The organism is Streptomyces sp. NPDC001070, from assembly GCF_053598835.1.
In genome coordinates, this window is record NZ_JBSFLB010000030.1 from 17443 (window position 1) to 36846 (window position 19404).

The 19404-nt window shown below is 72.2% G+C and carries 20 protein-coding genes and 1 pseudogene; 14 read left to right on the forward strand and 7 right to left on the reverse strand.

What is annotated here, in order from left to right; genetic code table 11:
* The first annotated feature begins 66 nt into the window (after window positions 1-66).
* Both ACWDAS_RS31205 and ACWDAS_RS31210 read left to right on the forward strand, forming a co-directional pair.
* Window positions 67-1239, forward strand: a complete 1173-nt coding sequence (locus tag ACWDAS_RS31205) for a sialidase family protein (protein ID WP_450397704.1) — start codon at window positions 67-69, stop codon at window positions 1237-1239.
* Window positions 1223-1555 carry a chaplin gene (locus ACWDAS_RS31210; RefSeq protein ID WP_450397705.1) on the forward strand — a complete coding sequence of 111 codons (333 nt, stop codon included), beginning with the start codon at window positions 1223-1225 and terminating at the stop codon, window positions 1553-1555. Before ACWDAS_RS31205 ends, ACWDAS_RS31210 begins: the two co-directional genes overlap by 17 nt.
* Window positions 1556-1662: 107 nt before the next feature.
* Here the strand turns inward: ACWDAS_RS31210 and ACWDAS_RS31215 are convergent, their stop codons facing one another.
* Genes ACWDAS_RS31215 through ACWDAS_RS31225 form a run of 3 tightly spaced genes read right to left on the reverse strand, consistent with a single transcriptional unit; the run spans window position 1663 to window position 4948 of the window.
* The gene (locus tag ACWDAS_RS31215; protein WP_450397707.1) at window positions 1663-2760 is read right to left on the reverse strand and encodes a threonine aldolase family protein; all 1098 of its coding nucleotides are present in this window, start codon (window positions 2758-2760) and stop codon (window positions 1663-1665) included.
* Entirely contained in the window at window positions 2739-3503 is a 765-nt protein-coding gene (locus ACWDAS_RS31220) for an SDR family oxidoreductase (protein ID WP_450397856.1), read from the reverse strand. Before ACWDAS_RS31220 ends, ACWDAS_RS31215 begins: the two co-directional genes overlap by 22 nt.
* A 26-nt stretch (window positions 3504-3529) precedes the next feature.
* On the reverse strand, window positions 3530-4948 hold the full coding sequence (locus ACWDAS_RS31225) for a DUF6421 family protein (protein WP_450397708.1): 1419 nt from the start codon (window positions 4946-4948) through the stop codon (window positions 3530-3532).
* A 228-nt stretch (window positions 4949-5176) separates the two neighbouring features.
* Between ACWDAS_RS31225 and ACWDAS_RS31230 the strand changes: the two genes are divergently transcribed.
* Entirely contained in the window at window positions 5177-5872 is a 696-nt protein-coding gene (locus tag ACWDAS_RS31230) for a glycerophosphodiester phosphodiesterase (protein ID WP_450397709.1), read from the forward strand.
* Window positions 5873-5896: 24 nt separating this feature from the next.
* A pseudogene (locus tag ACWDAS_RS31235) lies at window positions 5897-6019 on the forward strand (peptide ABC transporter ATP-binding protein); the annotation flags it as partial.
* A gap of 11 nt (window positions 6020-6030) precedes the next feature.
* Here ACWDAS_RS31235 and ACWDAS_RS31240 read toward each other — a convergent pair.
* A complete protein-coding gene (locus tag ACWDAS_RS31240; protein ID WP_450397711.1) occupies window positions 6031-6582 on the reverse strand; it encodes a GNAT family N-acetyltransferase in 552 nt (183 codons plus the stop codon).
* A 297-nt stretch (window positions 6583-6879) separates the two neighbouring features.
* Here ACWDAS_RS31240 and ACWDAS_RS31245 point away from each other — a divergent pair, with 297 nt between their 5' ends.
* Entirely contained in the window at window positions 6880-7266 is a 387-nt protein-coding gene (locus ACWDAS_RS31245) for a VOC family protein (protein WP_450397713.1), read from the forward strand.
* Window positions 7267-7641: 375 nt separating this feature from the next.
* Window positions 7642-8865 (forward strand): HEAT repeat domain-containing protein, encoded by a 1224-nt coding sequence (locus tag ACWDAS_RS31250; RefSeq protein WP_450397715.1) that lies wholly within the window; start codon window positions 7642-7644, stop codon window positions 8863-8865.
* 147 nt (window positions 8866-9012) lie between these two features.
* Here ACWDAS_RS31250 and ACWDAS_RS31255 read toward each other — a convergent pair whose 3' ends face one another.
* Both ACWDAS_RS31255 and ACWDAS_RS31260 read right to left on the reverse strand, forming a co-directional pair.
* The gene (locus tag ACWDAS_RS31255; protein WP_450397716.1) at window positions 9013-9261 is read right to left on the reverse strand and encodes a CoA transferase; all 249 of its coding nucleotides are present in this window, start codon (window positions 9259-9261) and stop codon (window positions 9013-9015) included.
* Window positions 9258-10832 carry an aminotransferase-like domain-containing protein gene (locus tag ACWDAS_RS31260; RefSeq protein WP_450397718.1) on the reverse strand — a complete coding sequence of 525 codons (1575 nt, stop codon included), beginning with the start codon at window positions 10830-10832 and terminating at the stop codon, window positions 9258-9260. Before ACWDAS_RS31260 ends, ACWDAS_RS31255 begins: the two co-directional genes overlap by 4 nt.
* On the opposite strand from ACWDAS_RS31260, the gene ACWDAS_RS31265 reads away from it, so the two are divergent.
* The 6 genes from ACWDAS_RS31265 to ACWDAS_RS31290 all read left to right on the forward strand — a co-directional run bounded on the left by ACWDAS_RS31265 (window position 10831) and on the right by ACWDAS_RS31290 (window position 15751).
* Entirely contained in the window at window positions 10831-11736 is a 906-nt protein-coding gene (locus tag ACWDAS_RS31265) for a DMT family transporter (protein WP_450397720.1), read from the forward strand. The two genes, ACWDAS_RS31260 and ACWDAS_RS31265, sit on opposite strands and share 2 nt — an antisense overlap.
* Window positions 11737-11838: 102 nt before the next feature.
* Window positions 11839-12435, forward strand: coding sequence for a DUF5134 domain-containing protein (locus tag ACWDAS_RS31270; protein WP_450397721.1), 597 nt, complete (start codon window positions 11839-11841; stop codon window positions 12433-12435).
* A 74-nt stretch (window positions 12436-12509) separates the two neighbouring features.
* Window positions 12510-13448 carry a M56 family metallopeptidase gene (locus ACWDAS_RS31275; RefSeq protein ID WP_450397723.1) on the forward strand — a complete coding sequence of 313 codons (939 nt, stop codon included), beginning with the start codon at window positions 12510-12512 and terminating at the stop codon, window positions 13446-13448.
* Between the two features lie 9 nt (window positions 13449-13457).
* On the forward strand, window positions 13458-14168 hold the full coding sequence (locus ACWDAS_RS31280; RefSeq protein ID WP_450397725.1) for a phosphatase PAP2 family protein: 711 nt from the start codon (window positions 13458-13460) through the stop codon (window positions 14166-14168).
* A gap of 81 nt (window positions 14169-14249) precedes the next feature.
* Window positions 14250-14945 (forward strand): HAD family hydrolase, encoded by a 696-nt coding sequence (locus ACWDAS_RS31285; RefSeq protein ID WP_450397727.1) that lies wholly within the window; start codon window positions 14250-14252, stop codon window positions 14943-14945.
* Between the two features lie 167 nt (window positions 14946-15112).
* On the forward strand, window positions 15113-15751 hold the full coding sequence (locus tag ACWDAS_RS31290; protein WP_450397729.1) for a TetR/AcrR family transcriptional regulator: 639 nt from the start codon (window positions 15113-15115) through the stop codon (window positions 15749-15751).
* Here the strand turns inward: ACWDAS_RS31290 and ACWDAS_RS31295 are convergent.
* Window positions 15742-17085, reverse strand: coding sequence for an LVIVD repeat-containing protein (locus tag ACWDAS_RS31295; RefSeq protein WP_450397858.1), 1344 nt, complete (start codon window positions 17083-17085; stop codon window positions 15742-15744). The genes ACWDAS_RS31290 and ACWDAS_RS31295 overlap by 10 nt on opposite strands.
* Before the next feature lie 134 nt (window positions 17086-17219).
* On the opposite strand from ACWDAS_RS31295, the gene ACWDAS_RS31300 reads away from it, so the two are divergent.
* Window positions 17220-17894, forward strand: coding sequence for a DUF305 domain-containing protein (locus tag ACWDAS_RS31300; protein ID WP_450397731.1), 675 nt, complete (start codon window positions 17220-17222; stop codon window positions 17892-17894).
* A gap of 144 nt (window positions 17895-18038) precedes the next feature.
* On the forward strand, window positions 18039-19385 hold the full coding sequence (locus ACWDAS_RS31305) for an FAD-dependent oxidoreductase (protein ID WP_450397733.1): 1347 nt from the start codon (window positions 18039-18041) through the stop codon (window positions 19383-19385).
* The last annotated feature ends 19 nt before the right edge of the window (window positions 19386-19404 follow it).

Consider the following 19404-nt stretch of genomic DNA (forward strand, 5'->3'; position numbering starts at 1 on the left):
GACTCGGGCGGACGAATGAGAATGTAACGCCGCTGGCCGACGTCACGCCGCCCGGAGGAATTCCCGATGACACACCCTGCCGCCAGGGGCAGACGCACGCTGGCGGGCCTCGCCCTCCTGCTCACCGGCACGGCCGGATGGCAGGCGTCCGAAGGCGAGGCGGCCACGCCGCTCCCGGCGGCCTGCGCGACATCGGTGCCGTTCCGGTCCGGCACCGATGGCCACCACACCTTCCGGATCCCGGCGGTCGTGCGCACCGGCGGGGCCACCGTCCTCGCCTTCGCCGAGGGGCGCCGCAACTCGGGCGCGGACGAAGGTGACATCGACGTCGTGCTGCGGCGCTCCTTCGACGGCGGCTGCACCTGGAACGCCCTCCAGGTGATCGCCGACGCCGGCACCGACACCTTCGGCAACCCGACCCCGGTGGTGGATCCGCGCACCGGGCGCGTCGCGCTGCTGATCTGCCGCGGCACCGGCCGTGAAAGGCTCGTCTACGAACTGCACAGCGACTCCGCCGGAGCCACCTGGTCGCCGCCCCGCGACATCACCTCCGAGGTCAAACCCGCCAACTGGCGCTGGTACGCCACCGGTCCGGGACACGCGATCGCCCTGAGCCACGGCCCGTACGCCGGAAGGCTGCTGGCGCCCGCCAACCACACCGCGGTCGTGGCCGGCGAGACGGTGCACGGCGCCCACGCGCTCTACAGCGACAACGGCGGGCGGGACTGGCACATCGGATTCGTGCAGGCGCTGCCGGGAGAATGGCTCAATCTCAACGAGAGCACCATGGCCGAGCTCCCCGACGGGCGGATCTACGTCAACAGCCGTGACGACCACGGCTTTTCCGCGGCCACCCGCGCCGACGCCTACAGCTCGGACGGCGGGCTGGGCATCGACGGCATCTTCCGGCCGCAGGGCACCCTCGAAGGCCCCGAGGTGCAGGGCAGCGTGCTGCGGACGCGCGACGGGACACTGCTGTACTCGGACCCGGCCGATCCCCGCAAGCGCAGGGGCATGACGCTGCGGATCAGCGGCGACGACGGCAGGACCTGGGTGTCCGAGCCCCCCGTCAGCGCGCTCCCGGCGGCCTATTCCGACCTCGTCGAACTCGGTGACGGCACGGTCGGCCTGCTGTACGAGACCGGAGTCTCCTCCCCGTACGAGTCGGTGACGTTCGCGCGGTTGGCGCAAGGGCCGAACGGGTGGACTCCCACATCCGCCTATGCCACGGGTCGTTGATCAGGATCCACGTAGCGATCTCCACCATGGAGAACGTGATGCGCATCGCGAAGGCCGCGGCCCTGACCGCGGTCGCCGGCGTCGCCGTCCTGGGTGCGGCGGGCGCCGCCGGCGCGACCGACCACGGTCGCGGCCACGGCCACGGCCACGACCACGGCGGTGCCTCGGCCAATGCGGCTGCCGTCGGTTCCCCCGGCATCGCCGGCGGAACGTCATCCAGATTCCGGTCAGCACTCCGGTCAACCTGTGCGGCAACACCGTCGACTTCTTCGCGCTGCTGAACCCGGCGCTCGGCAACGCCTGCGTCAACGCGTGATCCGGCGCCCCCACAAGGGGCGCGCGACGCGACGCACCGAGGGGCGTACGGGAAATCCCGTACGCCCCTCGGGTTCTGTCCGTGCGGCCCGGATTCAGGACACCGAATCAGGCGGAGTGCGCGGCCATTTCCTCGGCCAGCGCGGCCGCGAAGGAATCCACGTCCTCCTCGGTCGTGTCGAACGAGCACATCCAGCGCACCTCGCCGGTGGACTCGTCCCAGAAATAGAAGCGGTAGCGCTTCTGCAGTCGCTCGCTGACCTCGCGCGGCAGCAGCGCGAAGACCGCGTTCGCCTGGACGGGACGGACGACGGTGACGCCATCGACCGCACGGACGGCCGCCTCCAGCCGCCGGGCCATCGCGTTGGCGTGACCGGCGCTGCGCAGCCACAGGTCGCCGGTGAGCAGCGCCTCGAACTGCACCGAGACGAAGCGCATCTTGGAGGCGAGCTGCATCGACAGCTTGCGCAGGTGCTTCATCGCGCGGACTCGCTCCGGGTTCAGCACGACGACGCACTCGCCGAGCAGGAGCCCGTTCTTGGTGCCGCCGAAGGAGAGGACGTCCACACCGGCGTCGGTGGTGAACTCCCTGAACGGCACACCGAGGGTGGCTGCGGCGTTGGCGATCCGCGAGCCGTCGAGATGGACGGCGAGGCCCCGCTCGTGGGCGTGGTCGCAGATCTCGCGGATCTCCGCGGGCGTGTAACAGGTGCCCAGTTCGGTGGACTGGGTGATCGAGACGACCTGCGGCTGCGCGCGGTGCTCGTCGTCGAAGCCCCAGGCCTCCCGGTCGATCAGCTCGGGAGTGAGCTTGCCGTCCGGGGTGGGCACGGCGAGCAGCTTGAGGCCGCCCATCCGCTCCGGGGCGCCGCCCTCGTCCACGTTGATGTGGGCAGAGGCGGCACAGATGACCGCTCCCCAGCGCTCGGTCAGCGACTGGAGGGCGACGACGTTGGCACCGGTGCCGTTGAAGACCGGGAAGGCCTCGGCCCGCGGGCCGAAGTGGCCGCGGAAGACCTCCTGCAGGTGGGCGGTGTACTCGTCCTCGCCGTAGGCGACCTGGTGGCCGCCGTTGGCGAGGGCGAGGGCCGCCAGCACCTCGGGGTGGACGCCGGCGTAGTTGTCGCTGGCGAAGCCCCGGACCTCGGGGTCGTGGTGCCTGACCGCGTCGGTCGACGGTGCGGTCACGGGCGGGGTGTCAGCCACTGGCGGGTTCCGTTCACTTCCTCGGCGGGCCGGGTCCACACATCTGCGATGGCGTCGGCCAGCTCGGTCACATCGGTGAAGCCCGCGAACTTGGCGTTCGGGCGCTCCTTGCGCATCTGCTCGTGCACCAGCGCCTTGATCACCAGCACGGTGGCGGCGGCGGTCGGGCCCTGCTCCCCCGCGAGCTTGCGGAAGGAGTCGCCCATCGCCAGCGTCCACGCCTCGGCGGCGGCCTTGGCGGCGGCGTACGCGGCGTTGCCGGCGGTGGGCTGGGTGGCCCCGGCGGCGCTGATCAGTACGTAGCGGCCGTAGGGACTGGAGAGCAGTCCGTCGTGGAAGGCCAGCGATGTGTGCTGGACGGTGCGGATGAGGAGCTTCTCGAGGAAGTCCCAGTCCGCGAGGTCGGTCTCCTGGAAGGAGGCCGAACCGCGCCAGCCGCCGACCAGGTGGACCATGCCGTCGATCCGCCCGTGCTCCTTCTCGATGCGGCCCGCCCACTCGCGGGTGGCGTCGAGGTCGAGCAGGTCGACGATGTCCCCGGTGATACCGGCACCGCCGGCGTCGAAGCGGGCCAGGTCCACGGCCTCGGCGAGCCGCTCGGGGTTGGCGTCCGCGGCGATGACCCAGGCGCCGGCACGGGCGAGCCGCTGCAGTGTCGCGCGTCCGGCGGGGCCGCCGGCACCCGCCACCGCGATCACGGCTCCGGCCAGGGGTCCCCTGGCCGCCTCGTTGGCTTCCGTCATCTCCGCCGCCTCCTCGCCTGGATCGGTCACGCGGCCACCTGGCCCGTGCCGCGGGCCGTGATGCCCTTGGTCGAGGCGATCACATCACGCAGCTTCTTGGCCAGGGCCTCGTAGAACATGCTGAGCGGAAATTCGTCCGGCAGCACGTCGTCCACGAGCTTCCGCGGCGGCTGGTCGAGGTCCAGGGCCTCCGGGCCCTTGGCCCAGACCGAGCCGGGGTGCGGCGAGAGGTAGCCCGCGACGAGGTCGTAGGCGGCGAACCAGTGCACGAGCTTGGGGCGGTCGATGCCGTCCCGGTACAGCTTCTCGATGTCGGCGCACAGCTGGTTGGTCACCTGCGGAGCGCGCTCCCAGTCGATGTGGAGCTTGTTGTCCGTCCAGCGTACGGCGTCGTGCTTGTGCAGGTACGCGAAGAGCAGCTGGCCGCCGAGACCGTCGTAGTTGCGGACGCGGTCTCCGGTGACCGGGAAGCGGAAGAGACGGTCGAAGAGGATCGCGTACTGGACGTAGCGGCCCATCCCGTGGCCCTCGGCCTCCAGTTTCACGGCCTCCTTGAAGGTCGTGAGGTCGCAGCGGAGCTCCTCCAGGCCGTACATCCAGAACGGCTGGCGCTGCTTGATCATGAAAGGGTCGAAGGGCAGGTCGCCGTGGCTGTGGGTACGGTCGTGGATCATGTCCCACAGCGTGAAGGTCTGCTGGCTGAGCTCCTGGTCCTCCAGCAGCCCGGCGGCGTCCTCGGGGAGCGCGAGGCCGAGGGTGTCGACGGCGGCGCGGCTCACGGCGCGGAAGCGGGCCGCCTCGCGGTCGCAGAAGATGCCGCCCCAGGTGAAGCGCTCGGGGGCCTCGCGGACGGCGACGGTCTCGGGGAAGAGCACCGCGGAGTTCGTGTCGTACCCGGGGGTGAAGTCCTCGAAGGTGATCGGCACGAAGAGGGGGTTGTCGTAGCGGGTGCGCTCCAGCTCGGACAGCCACTCGGGCCACACGACGCGCAGCGCGACGGCCTCCAGGTTGCGGTCCGGGTTGCCGTTCTGGGTGTACATCGGGAACACCACGAGGTGCTCCAGGCCGTCCCGGCGGTCGGCGGCGGGCTGGAAGGCCAGTAGCGAGTCCAGGAAGTCGGGGACGGCGAAGCCGCCGTCGGCCCAGCGGCGCAGGTCCACGACCAGGGCCTCGTGGTAGGCCTTGTCGTGCGGCAGGAGGGGCGAGAGGTCCTCCACGGCGTGGATCGCCCGGTCGATCGCGCTCTCGGCGACGGCGCGCTCGGGCGCGCCCTCGGCGGAGAAGTCGATGGAGCCGTCCTTGCTCTGCCAGGGGCGGATCTCCTCCACCGCCTGCTTCAGGACCGCCCACGCCGGGTGCCGGACAATGCCGCCGCCGGACACACCGGTCTCGCTGGTGGCTGCGCTGTCTATCGGTGCCGCTGCCGGCGACAGAATTTCCGTCACGCCCCCTCCTTCACTGAAGAACCTCTTGTCGCCCCACCGTATATACGGCAGCTTCTTCCGTTCAAGTGGAGCCGGAGGAGATTCTTCCGCCCGAACGGCCCCGCACCGTGGATCCTCCTGCGCACGGCCGCGCCGTTCATCCCGCGTTCGGCCGTGTGCCGCAAGGGGCCGCTAGGCTGCCGGCTGTCCGTCGATCACGCGCAGCACCAGCACCGGAAGCGATCCGCCTTGAGCTTTCTCACCGTCGGCCACCGCGGTGTCATGGGCGTCGAGCCCGAGAACACCCTCCGCTCCTTCGTCCGCGCCGAACGCGAGGACATGGACCAGATCGAGCTCGACCTGCACCTGAGCAAGGACGGCGCCCTGATCGTCATGCACGACGTGAAGGTCGACCGCACCACGGACGGCTCCGGACTGATCGGCGACCTCACACTGGCCGAGCTGCGCGAGCTCGACGCGGGCCGCGGCGAGCGGGTGCCCGTCTTCGAGGAGGTGCTGGACGCGGTCTCCAAGCCGATCCAGGCCGAGATCAAGGACGTGGCGGCGGCCCGCGTGCTGGCCGAGCTGATGCGCGAGCGCGATCTGGTCGAGCGGGTCGACGTACTGTCCTTCCACGACGAGGCGCTCGCCGAGATCCGCGAGTGCCTGCCCGACGTGCGCACCGTGCTGGTCGCCCAGGGCCCGATGGGCTCGGAGATCGTCACCCGTGCCCAGGCGGTCGGCGCGAAGCTCGTGAGCCTGAGCCTGCGCCGGATCAGCCTGGCGCTGGTTCAGGAGTGCCACCGCGCGGGCATCTCGGTGATCGCCTGGACCGTCAACACCCCGGCCGACCTCGCGCTGGCGCGCGCCCTCGGTCTCGACGGCGTCGTCACCGACATGCCGGACGTCAAGCGGGCGGTCGAGGGCGGTCTCACCGACTGGTGACCACCCTCCGGCACGTGGTCCTGCCAGGTCTGCTTCCTCGACGGCGGCGTGGTGCTCGAGCGCGGCACGCCCGCCGACGTCTTCGGCGCGCCCGCGCACGAGCGCACCCGGCGTTACCTGTCGCGGATCGTCGAGGCCGGGCGGCTCCGAGGCGGCCGTCAGCCGAGCTTCTTCACCAGCAGCTCGAACGCGAGGTCGTCGCGCGTGGGCAGCCCGAACCGGGCGTCGCCGTACGGGAAGGGGCTGGTGCGGCCGGTCCGCGCGTAGCCGCGGCGCACGTACCAGGCGATCAGGTCCTCGCGCTGCCTGATCACCGTCATGTGCATCTCGTCCGCCGCCCACTCCTCCCGGGCGAGGCGCTCCGCCTCCGCGAGCACCAGCTTGCCGAGGCCGCCGCCCTGGAGGGCGGGGCGCACGGCGAACATGCCGAAGTAGGCGTGCCCGTCGCGGTTCTCCAGCTGGCAGCAGGCCACGACGGCGCCGTCCGACTCGACCACGAGGATGAGGCTGTGCTCGCCGTCGACAACGGCCGCCACGCCCTCGGAATCGGTGCGCCGGCCCTCGAGCAGATCCGCCTCCGTCGTCCACCCGGCGCGGCTGGACTCGCCCCGGTACGCGGACTCGATGAGTTCGACGAGCGCGGGAACGTCCTCACCGGTAGCGGTACGGAAGTGGAAGACGGGGCTGACGACGGGCTGCGCGGTCTCCATGGCGGGGGTGTCCTCTCTGCGGCGGTGGCTCGTCCCGAGGCTAGCCGGTCGGGCGGGGAGGCGGCATGAAGCCCCTGGCCTGTACGTGCCGCACGAACTCCTCCGGCGGCGCGCAGCCGCGTTCGCGCACCCACTGCTCCCACGCCGGATCCCACCCCGCCTCGGTTCCGCAGCAGGGGCAGCTCCGCTGCAGCGGGGCGATCCAGACGGGGCCGTGGTCCGTGCGGGGCAGCCTCCCGTGCGCGGGGGCGCCGTGTCAGCCGGTTTTCCGGGCCCCACGTGGGTAGCTTCGGGCCCGTGACGAACGTACTGAGCAGCAGGATCCTGCTCCGGCCGAGGGATCTGGAGCGGTCCCGGGCCTTCTACCGCGACGACCTGGGGCTGGCCGTCTACCGGGAGTTCGGGCCGTGGGAGGAGCGCGGCACGGTGTTCTTCCTGGGCGGGGGCTTCCTGGAGGTCGCAGGGCACGCGGACGGGCCGCCGGCCCCGGGGCTCCAGTTGTGGCTGCAGGTCGAGGACGTGGCGGAGTGCCGTGCCCGGTTCGCCGAACGCGGGGTGCCGATCGTTCGGGAGCCCGCGCGGGAGCCGTGGGGGCTGATCGAGATGTGGATCGAGGATCCGGACGGACACAAGATTGTCATTGTGGAGGTGCCAGCCGATCATCCGCTCCGCTACCGCCCCTAGGGCGCCCCAGGTGGCGGGCCAGACGCATGCCGCCACCACAAACGGGAGGTCGGACAGCAAGGAAAGCGCCAGAGCCGACGCCACCAGGCCCGCGCCCGCCGGCGCCAATACCACCGGCGGGCCACGAACCGGTCATTCCTCGTCGGTGGCGTCTGGGGCGCGCATCGGGCGCCGGCCGTCGGGCAGGTTGGGGAGCTGGAAGGAGTACCGGCCGAGCATCGCATCGTCAGCCACTCACCTGGGCCGGCGTCGGCTTGCTCCACAAGCTGAGGCGCGTGTGTTCCTCGACCCCGGGTCGCGGGTGATCACATGACCATCACCTGATCGGACATTCGAAGCGCAGGACGGAATCCTGGTATGCCAGGATCTGCTGCCGTGACGGATGACGACCCTCTCACCGGCCTGGACGATGTGCCCTGGGCCCAACTGCATCACTCCTACGGCATGGCAGACGACGTCCCCGGACACCTCCGGGCGATACAGGCGGGGGTTTGGGAGGGCCGGTACCCGCCGAGTGCGCAGCTCGCGGACCATATCGTGCACCAGGGCACGCGATCGCAGGCTGCGGTGTATACCGTTCCGTTCCTCGTACAGATGGCACTCGACCCGAGATTGGTCAATAGGCATCGGCTCGTCGGTCTGCTGGTCGCCATCGCGATCGGGCTGGACAACAACTATCTGCCGAACGGCTATGACCCTCGGGTAGACCGCGCCAACCTGGCGAATCTACGCGGCGAAGCGGACGAGTGGGCTCAGTGGATCGGCGAAGCGGCGGACGATGAGCAGCGCAAACAGCGCGAGGAGAGCTGGGCGCAGGTGCTCATCGCCGCTGAAGCGGTGGTGCGTTCCTATGACGCCGTCCGGGAGGCACTTCCCGCACTCGCCGTGCTGCTGACCTCGGACAGCCCTGAACTGCGGGCCGAGACTGCGAACTTGCTCGCGTGGTTCCCCGAGTCCGCGGCGACGTCGATTCCGCTCTTGAAGGCGTTCATCGCCGACGAGGACTCGCCTGGCGCGGCAGCGACGGGAGTGGTCGCCATCGGTCTGCTCGGCGACCCGGCGACCGTCCCCTTCATCCGTCGCTACCTGGACAGCCCGATCGTCGAGCTCCGCTGGGCCGCCGCCTTCGCGTTGACACGGTTCGGCATCGCCGGCCCGGCCGTCGTCGAGGTGCTGACGCAGGTCGTCGCCCGGCCGCCTGAGAAGACCGAGACGATGTCGTTCCTGAGCGGCTCTTACCGCGGCCTCGCGGCGATGGCCCTGGCCGAGACGTCCGAAACCACGACGCTCCGGGCGGTCGATGCCATGCTGGCCGGCCTGGCCGACCGTACGGGCGTCGGAGGGTCTTATTACAGGTACTACACGGCGGATACGCTGTTCACTCTGCTTTTCCCGGGCGATCCCGCCGAACCGCCGCAGTCCTTCGGCGACCTGAGCAACGTGCAACAGCGTGTCGTGCGCTTCGTCGCCGACCAGGACGAGGCTACCTGGCCGATGGGTGCGATGGACGCGCTGCGTCGGTGGAAGGTGCCGACCAAGCACTCTGACCTGCGCGCCTACGCCGGGAGCGTCCAGGCCGACCAAAAGGCCGGCGCCTGACGCCTCGCCATGCTCGCGCCGGCGTGCCTGGTACGCGGCTGCCAGAGCACCCGCCCGCAGGGCCGTGGCCCCGGTGGGGACGCCTGAGCCACGGGCGACACGAACGGCCCCGGGCATCCTCCGGGCCGTTGCTGCGTGTCGACGATGTCAGAGCGCCGCCTGATAGCGCGCTTCTTCCTCGGCATCCACGTCCGGGTCACGGTGATCGTCCGGCCCCGAGGTGAAGTCAAACCGCGACTCGTCGACGCTGTATCGGCCGCCACGGCGCCCCTGGGAGCCCGTGACCGAGCCGTAGACGATGCCGGGGTTGAGGGCCTGGGCCGCTTCGTAGCCGAGGCCGTACTTGTCCATGGTGCCGGGGCGGAAGTTCTCGAAGAGGACGTCGGCGCGCCTCACCAGCTCCTCGGCCCGGCGGGCCCCGCAGGTCGAGCGCGAGGGAGCGCTTGTTGCGGTTCACGGACAGGAAGGGCAGGCCGCCGGACGTTCCGGGACGGCTGTCCCCCGGCGGCGTCGCGGCCGGCCGTGACGCCCGTCTCCGCGCAGGCGGCGGCGAGCCGGCGCACGCCCTCGGCGATCTCCTCGGTGCCGGTGGTGTCGGCGAAGCTCAGGCGGATGTACGGGGCCGGGGCCTCGGCCGCGAAGTAGGGGCGGCCGGGGGCGACGGCGGTGCCGGCGCGCAGCGAGGCGGCGGCGAGGACGGTCTCGTCCGAGCCGTCGGGGAGCCGGAGCCACAGCTGGTAGCCGCCGGAGGGGACGCGCACGGTGGCGGCGAGGTCGGGCAGCTCATGGTGGAGGGCGGCGAGCATCGCGGCGCGGCGCTCGCGCAGGCCGGCGGAGACGGCACGCAGGTGGCGGGGCCAGGCGGGGGCGCCGACGAGTTCGAGGGTGGCCTCCTGGAGGGGGCGGGGCACGAAGAAGCTGTCGACGACCTGGATGGCGCGCAGCCGTTCCATGACCGGGCCGCGGGCGACGAGTGCGCCGACGCGCAGGCTGGGCGAGGTGGGCTTGGTCAGCGAGGTGACGTGGACGACGGTGCCGTACGGATCGTCTGCCACGAGGGGCGGCGGAAGCTCGGTGCCGTGGCCGAGGCGCCGGGCGAAGTCGTCCTCGATGAGGAAGGCGCCGGCGGCGTGCGCGATCTCGGTGATCCGCCGGCGGCGTTCGGGGGCCAGCACGGTGCCGGTCGGGTTCTGGAAGAGCGGCTGGCAGAAGAAGACGCGGGCGCCGGTGGCGGCGAAGGCGTCGGCGAGCAGGTCGGGGCGGACGCCGTCGTCGTCCATGGGGACGGGTACGGGTCGCAGCCCGGCCGCACGGGCGACGGCCATGGCGCCGGGGTACGTCGGCGACTCGACCAGCACCGGCGAGCCGGGCGGGGCCAGTGCGCGCAGGGCGGTGGTGAGCGCGGCCTGGCCGCCCGCGGTGACCAGGACGTTGGCGGGGCCGATGTGGCCGCCGGCGGGGCCGCCCACCTCACGGGCGAACCAGGCGCGCAGTGCCGTCAGGCCTTCCAGCGGCGGCATTTCCCAGGCGCCGGGGCGGCGGGCGGCTCGGGCGAGCGCGGCGCCGAGTGCCTGCTCGGGCTGGAGCGAGGGGTGCAGATAGCCGCCGTTGAAGGCGATGACCCCGGGCGGCGGGACGGCGAGGCTGGCGGTCACGCCGGAGGCGTCGACGACCCGGGGCGCGGGTTCGCCGTGCTGCTCCTCGACGGTGAGCGCGACCTGCTGCCACGAGGTGTCGACGGCGCGCGGGCCGCCGCCGCGGTGGGCGCGGTAGGCGCCCGCGCCGGGGCGGGTGACGACCAGCCCCTCGGCGGCGAGGGAGGCCAGCGCGCGGGAGACGGTGACAGGGCTGACGCCGAAGCGTTCGACCAGGGCCCGGCTCGACGGCAGCTTCTCGCCTGGAGAGTAGTGGTGAAGCTCGTCCCGCAGGGTATCCGCGAGATTTCCCGAACTGCTACCGTTGTTCATGACAGCACAGAATAGCGCTACTGCCCTTCCGTCGATAGCGGTCGGGAACCGCGCGAGCGGCACCGCGCTCGCCGGGCTCGGCGTCGCCGCCTTCTCCCTGACCTTTCCCGCGACGCACTGGGCGCTCACGGGGTTCGGCCCCTGGTCGGCCACCACCGTCCGGGGCGTGCTGGCGGCGGCTGTGGCGGGAGTCTGTCTGGCCGCGGCGCGGGTGCCGCTGCCCGAGCGCCGGCACTGGGCGGGGCTCGCGGTCGTGGCGCTCGGTGTCGTCCTCGGCTTCCCGTTGCTGACCACCCTGGCGCTGCGCACCACCGACACCTCGCACGCCGCCGTCGTCGTGGGTGCGCTACCCCTGGTCACCGCCGTGCTGGCCGCCGTGCGCGTGGGCACGCGGCCTTCGCCGCTGTTCTGGTCGGCCGCCGTCACGGGAGGGGCCGTCGTGGTGGGCTTCGCCCTGTGGCAGGGCGGCGGCGCCCTGACCACGGGTGACCTCTTCCTCTTCGCGTCGCTGCTGGTCTGCGCGGCCGGCTACGTGGAGGGCGGGCGACTCGCCTCGGTCATGCCCGGCTGGCACGTGATCGGCTGGGCTCTGATCGGCGCGCTGCCGCTGACGGTTCCCGCGGCGGCGGTGGCGCTCGCCCTGGAGCCCGTGCACCCGGGCGGTCAGGCGCTGGCCGGACTGGTCTGGGTCTCGGTGGTGTCGCAGTTCCTCGGGCTGATGGTGTGGTACCGGGGCATGGCCGCCATCGGGGTCGCGCGGGCGAGCCAGTTGCAACTCGCCCAGCCACTGCTGACGCTGGTATGGGCGGCCGGACTGCTCGGCGAGCACCTGGGCGCGCTCACCGCGCCCGCGGCTGTGGCGGTCCTGGTCTGCGTGGCTGTCACCCAGCGGGCCCGCAGCTGAGGCCGGGGACGGCCCCGCCGCGCTCCCCCGGTACGCCCGTGCGCTGGAGTGTGCGCCGCCGGGACCGGGCATCCTCCGCGCAGGAGCCGAAGGAGGCCGCTCATGCACGGACCGCCGCTGGTGGCCTGGCTGCTCGTGGCGCTGGGCGCGGCCACGGGGGCGTACTGCCTGTTCCGCACCCGGCGCGGCTGCCGCGGCGCGGCGCCCGCTGAACGGCAGGTGGCGCGCGCGGAGGCCCTGATGGGCATGGGCATGGCCGTGATGGCGGTGCCGGTGTCGGTCCTCGATCCGCCGGACTGGGTCGCCGCGGCCTTCGGCGTGGTCTTCGGCGCGGCGGCTGTACGGGCGCTGCTGCTGGCCCGGCGCGACGCGCACCACCTGCACCACGCGGTGGGCGCGGGGGCGATGGTCTACATGGCGGTGGCCATGGCCGAGGCGGGCACCGCGGGCGCCACGGCCCACGTGGGTCACGCCCCGGCGGGCACGCCCGCGCTGACCGGCCTGCTGCTCGTGTACTTCGCGATATACGTTCTGGCGACGGGGGTCCGCCTGGTCTCGGCTGCCGCGCCCGCGACCGCGACGGTGACCGCGACGGCAGCCGCCGGGCACCCGGCACCGGTCGCGCACGCGCCCGAATTGGCGTCGGCGTGCCGCGTGTCCATGGCGATCGGGATGTTCGCCATGCTGCTCACCCTGTGACGGCTGTGAGGCGTGCGTCACTTTCGCGCGAAAGACCGTACCGGTGCGCGGTGACGCCCTCATAGTGTGGCGGCATGACCGTCCCGCTCGTGCTGCTGCTGCTCGGTGCGGTGGCGGCCGCCATGGCCCCGCGGCTGCTCACCCGCGCCGACTGGCCGGAGCGGGAACCCGTACTGGCCCTGTGGGTGTGGCAGTGCGTGGTCGGTGCGGTCCTGCTGTGCCTGTTCCTGGCCATGGCCCTCAGCGCCTCCGCCACGTGGACGTGGCTGCGCGAGAGGCTGTTCGCCTTCGCTCCCAGTGGTGTCGTCGACGCGTACGGGCTGCCCGGCTACGGCCCCTGGGCGGGCTATCTGGCGGTCCTGCTGGCCTGCGGCGGTGTCTGGACGGCGGCCATGCTCGCCCGCGAGATCCGCGCGGCGCGTTCCCGGCAGCGGCAGCGGCGCGCCGAACTGCGGGCCCGCTCGCCCCGGCTGCCCGGTGAGACCGCGGCCTCCGACGAGCGGCTGGTCGTCCTGGAGAGCGACCGCCCGGACGCCTGGTGGCTGACCGGCCCGCGGCCGCAACTGGTCATCACCACGGCCGCGCTGCACCGCCTGAAGGGCCGTCAACTCGACTCCGTCCTCGCCCACGAACAGGGCCACGCGCGGGCCCGCCACGACGTCCTCCTGCACTGCGCCGGCGCGCTGGCCTCGGGCTTCCCGCAGGTGCCGGTCTTCGCCGGATTCCGCGACCAGGTGCACCGGCTCATCGAACTGGCCGCGGACGACATCGCGTCACGCCGCTTCGGGCGTCTCACGACCGCCCTGGCGCTCGTCGAACTCAACGAGGACCGCGGTGTGTTCGGTCCGTTTCCGGTGCAGGACGCGCAGGTCCCGTTCCGCGTCAACCGGCTGCTGGACCCGGCGCCCCGCCTCACCCGCCTCGGCCGCGCCCGCGCTTCCGCCTGCGCGCTGCTGATCCCGGTCGTCCCGCTGCTCGTGGCCTTCGGCCCCGGAATCGGGGCGCTCACGTAGCCTCGGTTCATGCACGCCCCTCCCGCACCCTCCGGCGTCCGGGACCCCGACCGCGCCCTGCGCAGCGCGTGCCTGAGCCAGTGCGCGGCGGCCTCCGCCGCCTTCCTGCTGCTGCTCGGGCTCGTCGCGGGGCACTGGGGGCCGCTGCTCGCCGCCGACCGGCGCATCTCCCTCGACCTGCACGCCTTCGCGGTACGCCACTCCGGCTGGACGCACCTCAACCGCGTCCTCACGGACTGGGTCTGGGACCCGCTGACGATGCGCCTGCTGCTCCTGGCCGCCGTCGTGTGGCTGGCCGTGCGCCGCGAGAACCGCCAGGCCCTGTGGCTCGTGCTGGCCGGCACCCTCGGCTGGGTGCTCCAGCAGTCCGTCAAGGCCCTGGTCGGCCGCGAGCGCCCGCACTGGCCGGACCCCGTGGACACCGCCGCCTACGCGGCCTTCCCCTCCGGTCACGCCATGACCGCCGCGCTCGTCTGCGGCGCCCTGCTGTGGCTGCTGCTGCTCCGCCTCCCGGCGCACTCGCCGTGGCGCGCGGTCGCCTGCGCGGTCGCCTTCGTCTCCGTCGTCGGCGTCGCCTTCACCCGCGTCTACCTCGGCGTCCACTGGCCCTCCGACGTCCTCGGCGGCTGGCTCCTGGCCGCGGCCGTCCTCGCCGGGACCGCGGCGTTGTGCGAGCCGTGGCGCACGGGCCGTACGCCGCCGGACGAGGCGCCGTCATGACGGGCCTGACGGGCCCGCCCGCATCCGTACCTCCACCGCTCCGGGTACGGGGTGGCGCCGGCCGGGGGGAGGATGGCGGTCATGACCATCAAGGGATGCATGTTCGACTTCTCCGGGACCCTGATGCGGGTGGAACCGACCGCGGACTGGCTGCGGGCCGTGCTGGAGGGGATGGGGATCTCGCTGGGCGAGCGGGAATCGGCGGGGTACGCGGAGCGGCTGGAGCGCGCCGGGGCGCTGCCGGGCGGGGCGTCGCCGGAGCGGGTACCCGGGCACCTGGAGCGGCTGTGGCGCGAGCGCGACCTGTCGGCGGAGCACCACCGCGCGGCGTACACGGGGCTTGCGCGGGAGGTGGAGTTGCCCTGGGAGGGGGTGTACGAGGCACTGTACGACCGGCACATGAAGCCGGCGGCGTGGTCGCCGTACCCGGACACGGCGCAGGTGCTGGGCGAGTTGCGGCGCCGGGGCGTGCCGGTGGCGGTGGTGAGCAACATCGGCTGGGATCTGCGTCCGGTGTTCCGCGCGCATGATCTGGAGCGGCTGGTGGACGTCTTCGTCCTGAGCTTCGAGCACGGGGTGCAGAAGCCGGATCCGCGGCTGTTCGGGATCGCGTGCGAGGGTCTGGGACTGCCGCCGGAGCGGGTGGCGATGGTCGGGGACGACCGGCGGGCGGACGGCGGGGCGGCGGCGCTGGGCTGCGCGGTGCACCTGGTGGAGCACCTGCCGGTGCAGCGGCGGCCGTCCGGGCTGCTGCCGGTACTGGACCTGACGGCGTGAGCGAGGTGTGAGCGGGTCCGGTTGATCCGGCTCGGAGGTGCGGCACCCGGCGGTCCCCCGCGCCGCCGGGTACGTGCACCTCACCCCCGTGACCCGCATGAGCATGCCACTCGCGTGGGTCGACTCTGAGTATATTGGCTCTGAGCCAGTAAACGCAGGAGTAAATCATGTCCCCTCGGCGACCGTCGGTCAATGAAGCGATGCGCCGGCGTTCGCGGGAGCGCCTGCTGCAGGCGACCATCGAGCTGGTCGAGGAACGCGGGTTCGAGGCCACGACCCTCGGGGACATCGCCGACCGCGCCGGGACGGCGCGCGGACTGGTCTCGTACTACTTCCCGGGCAAGCGGCTGCTGCTGCAGTCCGCGGCGCACCGGCTGATGCACAGGGAGCTGGCGGCGGCCCTGGAACGGGAGCCGCGCCCCGCGGACGGCCGCGAGGAACTGGCCCGGGCGATCGACGCCGTCCTGGGGCTGCCGGTGCACCATCCGGTCGTGATGCGGGCGCACATGGCGGGGATCCTCCAGGTGGAGGGGTTCAGCGAGTGCGAGGAACGGCAGCGGCTGGCCGAGCTGCTGCTGGGCGCGGTCCGGGCATGGGGCTCGACGGATCCGGAGCAGGACTACCGGATGCTCAGGGCCCTGCTCATGGGCGGGGTGTTCGCGCAGCTGATCCCCGGGGCGGCGATGCCGTTGCCCAGGCTGCGGGCCGAGCTGTTCCAGCGGTACGGCCTGTCCTGGGAGCTCGGCGTTCCGCCGGGCGAGATGCCGCCCGGCGGAACGCCGCTGCCAGGTGCCGCTCAGCGATAGTCGGGCTGGGACTGGGCGTTGAGCTCGGCGAGCCGGATGCCCCGGGCGCTGTCGGTGCGCCGGTCGGAGATCCTGAGGACGTCGAAGCCCTTGGCGATGTCGTTCGAGTAGATGTAACCGTTGTAGTAGTACGCGCTCCAGGAGCCGCCGACCGTCAGCGTGCCGGTCGAGATGGGACCGCGTTCGAAGTAGCCGATCTCCTTGGGGTGCGCGGAGTCGGTGAAGTCCCACACGGAGACGCCGCCCTGGTACCAGGCCTGCACCATGATGTCGCGGCCCTTGGCGGGGATGAGCGATCCGTTGTGGGCGACGCAGTTCTCGGTGTCGGCCTGGTGGCGCGGGATCTTGTAGTAGTTGCGGAAGACGAGCTTGAGCTCGCCGTGCTTGCGGACGATGTCGTAGATGCCGTCGGCGCCGCGCTGGGGACCGATCGCGGCGTTGCACTCGGCGCCGCCGCCACCGCCCAGCTCGTCGGTGAAGACGACCTTGGTGCCGCGCTCGTTGAAGGTCGCCGAGTGCCAGAACGAGAAGTTGACGTTGTCCTGGACGCGGTCGATGACCTGCGGGTGCTCGGGGTCGGAGATGTCCATCAAAATGCCGTCGCCCATGCAGGCGCCGGCGGCGAGCCGCAGCTCCGGGAACGCGGTGATGTCGTGGCAGCCGGTGGTCTCACTGACCCGGGCCTGGGTGTCGGTGGGCGGGATGCCCGGGTTGCCGCCGTCCGGGAAGAGGACGGGGAAGCCGACCACGGCCGCATCCTCCGGGTGGTGGCGCGGGATCTTCACCACGGAGATGCCGTCGTGTGGCGGCCGGCAGTCCGGGAAGGTGGCGCTGGGCGAGTAGGAGGAGACGTAGACGAAGAGGTCGCGCTTGCCGGGGACGAGCGTGTGGGTGTGGGAGCCGCAGCTGGTCTCCACGGCGGCGACGTAGCGCGGATTGGCCTTGTCGCTGATGTCGAAGACCTTGATGCCCTCCCACGAGGACTTCTCCGTGGCCGGCTGGCTCGTGCTCGCGCAGGAGTTGTCCGAGCGCGAGGAGTCGGTGGACAGGATCAGCAGGTTCCCGGAGACCGAGATGTCGTTCTGCGATCCGGGGCAGAGGACCTGGCTGACCACCTTGGGGCTGGTGGGACGGCTGATGTCGTAGACGACGAAGCCGTCGTAGTTGCCCGCGAAGGCGTATCCGCCCTGGAAGGCCAGGTCGGAGTTGAATCCGGCCAGGGATTGCTTGGGTATGTTGACCAGGTGCTCGACGTTGGCGCTCGTGACGACCTCGTCGACGCCGGGGATGCTCCCGTCGGCGACGGCAGGGGCCGGGGCCGCCAGTCCGAGCATCATGACGGCCGCGGCCGCGAGGGCCGCGAGTCGTCCGGGGCGAGCGAGGGCTGTACGTAAGCGCTTCACCGCGTCCTCCCTTGTGTCCGTTCGGGATTGAACTTCATGCGGACCCCGGCAGTATGGCCCTTCTCATGCACGCGTCAAAAGATGACAATGGGCCGGTGTTTTCTTCGTATCGCCTTGCGACGCTGCCCGCTCTTGTCCTGACCGCCTCTTTGGCGCTCGCTCTGACCGGCTGTGACGGCGGTTCGGGGCAGGACTCCACGTCCGCGGCGCCTTCGGTCATCGCACCGGGCGCACCCGGCGAGCGGGCCGCCACCCTCTCCGCGGACGAGGCGGCGAAGGCCCGCCCCGACGACTCCCCCAACGCGGCCGACCTGACCTATGTGACGAACATGATCGCCCACCACCAGCAGGCGCTTGCCATGACCGCGCTCGCCGGCACCTACGCCTCCGACAAGCGGGTCCGCGGCCTCGCCGGGCGCATCGACGCCGCCCAGGGCCCGGAGATCGCGAGCATGGAGGCCTGGCTGAAGACCAACGGCGGGGGCGCGCACGAGAGCGGCCACGACCACGCCGCGATGCCCGGGATGGCCACCGCCGCACAGCTGGCCGCGCTGCGCCAGGCCCGGGGCGCCGAGTTCGACCGGCAGTTCCTGCGCCTGATGATCACCCACCACCGGGGAGCGGTGACGATGGCCACCGACGTGCTCACGCACGGCCGCAACGTCCAGGTCGAAGAGTGGGCGAACGAGGTGATCGCCCAGCAGAGCGCCGAGATCGCCCGGATGCGCGGCATGGGCTGACACCCGTGCCGCGACACGCTCCGGCGCTCTCCCGTCGGTGGTCACTCGGTGCAATGCTGGACATGGCCGCCCATCCCGCCCCGCTCCGGGCGGCGAACCGGCCCGCCAGAGGTGAACCGAACCCTCGCCGAAGGGGAGGTGCCCGTGCTTCGTGTGGCAGTCGTCGGATCAGGTCCCAGCGGGGTGTACACGGCCGAGGCGCTGACCCGCCAGGAGACGGTGCCGGACGTCACCGTCGACGTGCTCGACCGGTTGCCCTGCCCGTACGGGCTGGTCCGGTACGGAGTGGCGCCGGACCACGAGAAGATCAAGTCCCTGCAGGGCAATCTGCGCCGCGTCCTGGAGGACCCGCGGATCCGCTTCCTGGGCAATGTGACCGTGGGCGGTCCGGATCTCTCCACCGAGCGGCTGCTGGGGCTCTACCACGCGGTGGTCTACTGCGTCGGCGCGGCGACCGACCGCCGTCTGGGGGTGCCCGGCGAGGACCTGCCCGGCAGTCACGCCGCTACGCACTTCGTCTCCTGGTACAGCGCGCATCCCGACGAGGCATCCGGCGGCTTCCTGCTGCACGCCCGCTCCGCCGTCGTCATCGGTGTCGGCAACGTGGCCGTGGACGTGGCCCGCGTCCTGGCCCGCGGCGCCGACGAACTGCGGCACACCGACGTGCCCGAGGGGGCGCTGCACGCCCTGGCCGACAGCAGGGTCACCGATGTCCACATGGTGGGGCGGCGCGGGCCCTCGCAGGCGAAGTTCACCACCAAGGAGCTGCGCGAGCTCGGCGATCTGCCCGATGCGGACGTGCTCGTCCACCCCGATGAGCTGGCACTCGACCCGGCGTACGCCGATCCGCAGGGGCTGCCCGCGGTCGCCCGGCGCAATGTGGAGGTGCTGCGCGGCTGGACGTCACGGCCCGTGGCGGGACGGAGCCGCCGCATCCATCTGCGCTTCTTCCTGAGGCCGGTGGCGGTGCTCGGCGAGGACGGCGTGACGGGCGTGCGGTTCGAACGGACCGCGCCGGACGGACAGGGCGGAGTGCGCGGCACCGGCGTCCTGGAGGACATCGGCGCCGAACTGGTGCTGCGCTCGGTCGGCTACCGCGGAGTGCCGCTGGACGGGCTGCCGTTCGACGACCGGCTCGGCATCGTGCCCAACGAGGAGGGCCGGGTGCTGCGCGCCGGTACGCGCTCGCCGGGCGAGTACGTCGCCGGCTGGATCAAGCGCGGGCCGACCGGGGTCATCGGCACCAACCGGCCCTGCGCCAAGCAGACGGCGGCCGCCCTGATCGCGGACGCGGACGTGTTGCTGGCCCGCCGCACGACGGCCGCCGATCCGCTGGAGGGACTGCGGGCGCTCGGGCAGCGCCCGGTCGAGTGGACCGGGTGGGAGGCCATCGAGGCCGCCGAGGCGGCGCTGGGACGGTCGCTCAACCGCGGGACCGTGAAGATCCCCGACTGGGAAGGACTGTTGGCGGCGGCCCGCCCCACGGGGTGAGACGCGCTGGAAACACCTC